Origin of the sequence: Streptomyces sp. ICN903, from assembly GCF_022015835.1 — a bacterium.
In the GTDB taxonomy this organism is placed as follows: domain Bacteria; phylum Actinomycetota; class Actinomycetes; order Streptomycetales; family Streptomycetaceae; genus Streptomyces; species Streptomyces fenghuangensis.
Genome location: NZ_JAKMAY010000340.1, coordinates 1 through 5719 on the forward strand (window position 1 = coordinate 1; position 5719 = coordinate 5719).

6 protein-coding genes and 2 pseudogenes are annotated in these 5719 nt (G+C 73.2%); 4 read left to right on the forward strand and 4 right to left on the reverse strand.

The features are described 5' to 3' along the window. Window positions 1–111 precede the first annotated feature (111 nt). Window positions 112–234 (reverse strand): DUF397 domain-containing protein, encoded by a 123-nt coding sequence (locus L7D48_RS29490; protein ID WP_308312332.1) that lies wholly within the window; start codon window positions 232–234, stop codon window positions 112–114. 90 nt (window positions 235–324) lie between these two features. Further along, window positions 325–447 (reverse strand): annotated as a pseudogene (locus tag L7D48_RS29495) (hypothetical protein); the annotation flags it as partial. On the opposite strand from L7D48_RS29495, the pseudogene L7D48_RS24955 reads away from it, so the two are divergent. Then, window positions 410–685: pseudogene (locus L7D48_RS24955) on the forward strand (Uma2 family endonuclease); the annotation flags it as partial. The pseudogenes L7D48_RS29495 and L7D48_RS24955 overlap by 38 nt on opposite strands. Before the next feature lie 34 nt (window positions 686–719). On the opposite strand, the gene L7D48_RS24960 reads toward L7D48_RS24955, so the two are convergent. Then, window positions 720–1970 (reverse strand): MFS transporter, encoded by a 1251-nt coding sequence (locus L7D48_RS24960; protein ID WP_374493663.1) that lies wholly within the window; start codon window positions 1968–1970, stop codon window positions 720–722. A 92-nt stretch (window positions 1971–2062) separates the two neighbouring features. Between L7D48_RS24960 and L7D48_RS24965 the strand changes: the two genes are divergently transcribed. Then, entirely contained in the window at window positions 2063–3037 is a 975-nt protein-coding gene (locus tag L7D48_RS24965; RefSeq protein WP_374493666.1) for a LysR family transcriptional regulator, read from the forward strand. 51 nt (window positions 3038–3088) lie between these two features. Here the strand turns inward: L7D48_RS24965 and L7D48_RS24970 are convergent, their stop codons facing one another. Further along, window positions 3089–3844: an alpha/beta hydrolase gene (locus L7D48_RS24970; RefSeq protein WP_237882734.1), complete on the reverse strand. Its 756-nt coding sequence runs from the start codon at window positions 3842–3844 to the stop codon at window positions 3089–3091. 165 nt (window positions 3845–4009) lie between these two features. Here L7D48_RS24970 and L7D48_RS24975 point away from each other — a divergent pair, with 165 nt between their 5' ends. Together L7D48_RS24975 and L7D48_RS24980 are read left to right on the forward strand one after the other, a co-directional pair. Then, entirely contained in the window at window positions 4010–5149 is a 1140-nt protein-coding gene (locus tag L7D48_RS24975; RefSeq protein WP_237882736.1) for an adenosine deaminase, read from the forward strand. Window positions 5150–5314: 165 nt separating this feature from the next. Then, window positions 5315–5698 carry an ATP-binding protein gene (locus L7D48_RS24980; protein ID WP_237882738.1) on the forward strand — a complete coding sequence of 128 codons (384 nt, stop codon included), beginning with the start codon at window positions 5315–5317 and terminating at the stop codon, window positions 5696–5698. The last annotated feature ends 21 nt before the right edge of the window (window positions 5699–5719 follow it).

A 5719-nucleotide genomic window follows, 5' to 3' on the forward strand; every position in this document is an offset into this window, starting at 1 on the left:
CACGCACCCGGCCCCCACCGCACCCCGCTCCAGGTCAGGACTCGGTGAAGCGGTCGAGCTCGCCGGTCTTCACGCTGCGTATGAAGGCGGCCAGCCTCTCGGGCGTGGTGGTCAGAACGGCACCGGGGTCGTCGCTCTCGCGAAGCTTGATGGTGCAGTCGTCCCTACGGCCACGTAGACGCAGTTGGCGGTCTCGCCGCTGTAGGTGGACTTCTGCCAGGCAAGGTTGGACATACGCGTTCCTTCTCGGATCTCTCGGACGATGCGGTTCAGCAGATCGCGGGAATCGGCTGGGGCGAGAGCGCAGCCTTCCATACGGCTCACGACGGTGCGGTACTTCATCAACTGTGCGTGGGCGTCGAGAAATTCGGAGCCGTGGTCCGTGTCGAGTTGAACGGTGTCCAGCTCCGTCCCGGCGGGCGATGCGGAACTCGTCGTGGAGATCACCTCGCCCTCCAACGCGCGCTATGACCGGATCAGCAAGCCCGCCGGGTATGCCCTGGCCGGAGTGCCCCTGTACCTGCTGGTCGACCGCTGGGCGCCCGGCGGCCCGACCGTGACGCTCTACGGGGAGCCGAAGGAGGACGTCTACCGGGTGCTGCACGCGGGGAAGTTCGGGGACACCATCCACCTCCCCGATCCCTTCGGCCTCACCATCGACACGGGCGTCTTCCCCGCCGGCTGAGCCGGCCGGGAAGACGCCCGCGGGACGGTGGAGCTCAGCAGGTTCGCGCGACCTCCAGGCGGCGCTGGACCACCGCGCGGCGTGTGGCGTAGAGGGTGACGCCGGCGGCGAGGACCAGGGCGGTCAGGGAGAAGGCGACCGTCGCGCTCCAGCCCGCCGCGTGGTAGGCGATCGCGCCCAGCGTGCCGCCCAGGGAGCTGCCGACGTAGTACGCCATCTGGTAGAGCGCCGAGGCCTGGGCCCGGCCCGTCCTGGCCGTGCGGCCCACCGAGCCGGAGGCGACCGCGTGGCCCGCGAAGAAGCCGGCCGTGACCAGGACCAGGCCCAGCAGTACGGCGGTGAGGGTGTCGCCGAGGGTCAGCAGCAGGCCGGTGGCGGTGGCGCCGATGGCCAGGTAGAGCGCGCCGCGGCGGCCGAGCCGTCCGGTCAGGCGCCCGGCGGCGGCCGAGGAGACGGTGCCGACGAGGTAGATCACGAAGACCGAGCCGGCCAGGCCCTGGGAGAGGCCGAAGGGCTCGGAGGTCAGCCGGTAGCCGACCACCGTGTAGACCGCGCCGAAGACGGTCATGAACAGCAGGCCGAGCGAGTACAGCCGGACCAGCAGCCCGTCGGACAGATGGCCGCGCACGGTGTTCAGCACCTCGGCGGGGCGCAGCGAGGCCGGGGTGAAGTTGTGCGCCCGGGGGATCAACAGCCGGTAGGCGAGGGCGCACAGCAGGGAGAGCGCGCCGACCGCCGCGAGCCCGGTGCGCCAGCCCCAGCCCTCGGCGACCCAGCCGGTGAGGACGCGGCCGGTCATTCCGCCGACGCTGTTGCCCGCCACGAACAGGCCGATCGCCCCGACCAGCGCGGCCGGCCGTACCTCCTCCGCCAGGTACGCCGTCGCCGAGGCCGGGATGCCCGCGATCGCCGCGCCCTGCAGGGCGCGCAGCGCGATCAGGACCTCCATGTTGGGGGCGAAGGGCAGCGCGAGCGCGACGGCGACCGCGACCGTCAGGGAGCCCGTCATCAGGGTGCGCCTTCCAAAACGCTCGGAGAGGGCGGACAGCGGCAGCACGGCCACCGCGAGCGCGATGGTGGCGGACGAGACGGTCCAGCTCGCCTGCCCCGGCGTCACGCCGAAGTCGGCCGAGAGGGCGGGCAGCAGGGGCTGGGTGGAGAACAGCAGGGCGAAGGTCGCCAGGCCCATGGCGAAGAGGGCGAGGCTGATGCGCCGGGGGGAGGACGGGAAACGCTCGGGAGAGGCACCTGTGCGGACAGGCGCCCCGGTATCGACGGAAGGCATGCCTCGAACGTACGATCAGGGATCTGATGCGTCCAATGCACAAAGGCGCTGTTCTTCATGCAGGGGCGCATAAGGTGAGCTGGGAGGGTGCTGTGTCACCGGTCGGCAACAGAAAAGACATCTCGGTTACATCCGACACATCCAGTGACGCCCCCCACATCGACCCCGGTTCCTGGGCCGCGGTGCTCACTCCGCGGCTGGCGCAGTTCGTCGCGGTGGCCCGGCACGAGCACGTCACGCGGGCGGCCGGCGAGCTGGGGGTGCCGCAGTCGACGCTCAGCCGGGCGATGGCGCGGCTGGAGGACGATCTGGGGGTCGCGCTGTTCGCGCGGCGGGGGCGGACGGTCGCGCTGACGCCGGCCGGGCGTACGTTCCTGGCCTCGGTGGAGCGGGCGCTGGGCTCGGTGGAGCAGGCGGCGGAGGCGGTGCGGGCGGACGCCGACCCGGCGGCGGGGAAGGTGGCGTTCGGCTTCCTGCACACGCTGGGGTCGGAGACCGTGCCGGGGCTGATCCGCTCCTTCCGCGCCGACCATCCCCGGGTGCGCTTCTCGCTGGTGCAGACGTACGGCGAGGCGATGATCGAGCGGCTGCGCGCGGGGGATCTGGACCTGTGCCTGACCTCTCCGGTGCCGGACGCCCCGGATCTGGTCGCGCGGCGCCTGGACGAGCAGCGGCTGCGGCTGGTGGTTCCCGAGGAGCATCCGCTGGCGCGGCGCAGGCGGGTGCGGCTGGCGGAGGCGGCGCAGGAGCCGTTCATCACCCTGGAGCCGGGCTACGGGATGCGGCGGATCTTCGACGCGCTGTGCGCCGAGGCGGGCTTCAAGCCGAGGATCGCCTTCGAGGGGGAGGAGGCCGAGACGCTACGCGGGCTGGTCGCCGCCGGGCTGGGGGTGGCTCTGCTGCCGCCTCCGGCCGTGCCCCGGCCGGGGGTGCGGGAGCTGGCGGTCAGTCAGCCGCGGGCGGTACGGGAGATCGGGGTGGCCTGGGTGGACGGCCGCCCGGACACCCCGCCGGTGGCGGCGTTCCGGGCGTTCCTGCTGAGCCGCCGGGGGCGGCTGCTGGCGTAGGGGCGGGGTGCAGGGGCGCGCAGGGTTGGCCGTACGCGCCCCGCGGTGCGCTCAGTGGCGCAGGGAGCGGCCGAAGCCGGCCGCCAGCGGCATCCGCAGGCCCAGCGGCGGCGGGGCCGCCAGTGCGTCGGCCACCGGGCGGGCGAAGTCGCGGTCGCACAGTGAGCCCAGGGCGAAGTCCTCGGCCAGGGCCAGGACTTCCGAGTGGTGCTGGCGCAGCGCGTGGCCGTCGGTGTGGACCTCGAAGCGGCAGACGTCCGGGTTGATCTTCTTGGCCCGCACGGCCAGCCGGTAGGAGCGGTCCGGGCCGGTGTGCTCGTCGTCCGTGCCGTGCACGATCAGCACCCGCCGGCCGGCGAGCTGCCGCACCGGCTCCTCCCCGCCGTCCTCGCAGCTCTCCGGCAGCCAGGGGGCCAGGGCCAGTACGGAGACCACCGCCGGGTGGCCCGCGGCCCGCAGCGCCGCCCGGGCGCCGATGTCCCGGCCCACCAGGCACACGGGGACGTCGCCGTAGCGGCGTACGACCTCGTCCAGAGCCCACTCGGTGTCCCGGACCGGGTGGGCGTCCGCGCCGTTCCATCCGCGGTAGCGGTAGTGGAGGACGTGCGCGGCCACGTCGTGTCCCTCCCCCGCCCGCACCAGCCGCCGCGCCAGTGGCAGCATCGCCGCCGCGGCCCGGCGGGAGCGGCCGCGCGTGCCCGCGGCCGTCCCTCCCGGGAGCAGCAAGGCCACGCCCTGCACCGCGTGGTCGTCCCCGTACGCCCGCCCCAGCCGCGCATCCCGACGCGGCAACGCCTGCTGAGTCACGGCGAAAACGATGGCAGAAGCGGGGGTGTACGGGCGGTGCCGGGCGGTCACCATTGGGTATCGAAAGCCGCGGGGCCGTGTCCGGGCCGAGTCCGGGCCGTGTGCCGGCGGGTGCGGGATACGCCCAAGGGTGATATCTACGCGCGTAGGCGCTAGAGTGCGGCAATGACGAGCGAGACTGTCACCACCGTCCCCACCCCGGACCAGATCCGCCGCGCCCCCAAGGTGCTGCTCCACGACCACCTCGACGGCGGCCTCCGTCCGGCCACCGTCGCCGAGCTCGCCCGCGAGTGCGGCTACGAGGGTCTGCCCGAGACCGACCCCGAGGCGCTGGGCACCTGGTTCCGCGAGGCGGCCGACTCCGGTTCGCTGGAGCGCTACCTGGAGACCTTCGCCCACACCTGCGCGGTGATGCAGACGCGCGACGCGCTGGTGAGGGTCGCGGCCGAGTGCGCCGAGGACCTGGCCGCCGACGGCGTGGTCTACGCCGAGGTGCGCTACGCCCCCGAGCAGCACCTGGAGGCGGGGCTGACGCTGGAGGAGGTCGTCGAGGCCGTCAACGAGGGCTTCCGCGAGGGCGAGCGCCGGGCCCGCGAGACCGGCCGGCGTATCCGCGTCGGCGTCCTGCTCACCGCCATGCGGCACGCCGCCCGCTCGCTGGAGATCGCCGAACTGGCCAACCGGTACCGGGACGCCGGCGTCGTCGGCTTCGACATCGCGGGCGCCGAGGCGGGCCACCCGCCCACCCGCCACCTGGACGCCTTCGAGTACCTCAAGCGGGAGAACAACCACTTCACCATCCACGCCGGCGAGGCGTTCGGGCTGCCGTCCATCTGGCAGGCCCTCCAGTGGTGCGGTGCCGACCGGCTCGGCCACGGGGTGCGCATCATCGACGACATCCACGTCGCCGACGACGGCACGGTGAAGCTGGGCCGGCTGGCGGCGTACGTGCGCGACAAGCGGATCCCGCTGGAGCTGTGCCCCACCTCCAACATCCAGACCGGAGCGGCCTCCTCGTACGCCGAGCACCCCATCGGGCTGCTGCGGCGGCTGCGCTTCCGCGCCACCGTCAACACCGACAACCGGCTGATGAGCGGCACCGGCATGAGCCGCGAGTTCGGGCACCTGGTGGAGACGTTCGGCTACACGCTGGACGACATGCAGTGGTTCACCGTCAACGCCATGAAGTCCGCGTTCATCCCTTTCGATGAACGTCTGGCCATGATCAACGACGTGATCAAGCCCGGATACGCAGAGCTGAAGGCCGAGTGGCTGTTCCGGGAGGCCGCCGCCAAGGGCCTGTGACCAGCGCTTCCCCCGGCCGGGGACGGCCGGGGGAGGGTGCGGGAGGCGGCCGGGCGCGGCGGCGGACGCGGGTGCCCGGCCGTTTCGGGGTGTTTGCGGCGGGCGCGGCGCCCTGGCTACGTTCGCGAGGCCGCTCAAGCCATCCACACGAGGACGTACCAGCTGATGAAGCAGCGAACGATGAAGACGATCGGTGTCGCCGTGCTCGGCACCGCCTTCGCCGCCACCGGCGCCGGGGCCGCCTCCGCGGCGGACACCCTGGGGCTCGGCAGGACCGCCGAAGGTGCGGTGAAGAGCCTGCCCGTGCAGGAGGTCGCCAGAACGCTGCCCGCACCCGACGCGCCCCAGCAGGCCAGGACGCTGCCCGCGCCCGCCGAGGGCAAGCAGGGGCAGCAGTCCGGCGCCAAGCAGCCCAACACCAAGCAGCACGACCCGGTGCGGGACCTGCTCGGCGGCCTGCCGCTGGGCAGCCCCGAGAAGCCGACGATGCTCAACCTGCCGACCGGCCAGCTCACCGGAGCCCTGCAGACGGGCAAACTGCTGGGCTGACGCACCTCCCCCCTTCTCCCC

Excerpts from the sequence above, each read along its gene's own strand:
- L7D48_RS29490 (WP_308312332.1), bottom strand. The coding sequence starts at position 234 with ATGTCCAACCTTGCCTGGCAGAAGTCCACCTACAGCGGCGAGACCGCC.
- L7D48_RS24975 (WP_237882736.1), top strand. The coding sequence starts at position 4,010 with ATGACGAGCGAGACTGTCACCACCGTCCCCACCCCGGACCAGATCCGC.
- L7D48_RS24960 (WP_374493663.1), bottom strand. The coding sequence starts at position 1,970 with ATGCCTTCCGTCGATACCGGGGCGCCTGTCCGCACAGGTGCCTCTCCC.
- L7D48_RS24980 (WP_237882738.1), top strand. The coding sequence starts at position 5,315 with ATGAAGCAGCGAACGATGAAGACGATCGGTGTCGCCGTGCTCGGCACC.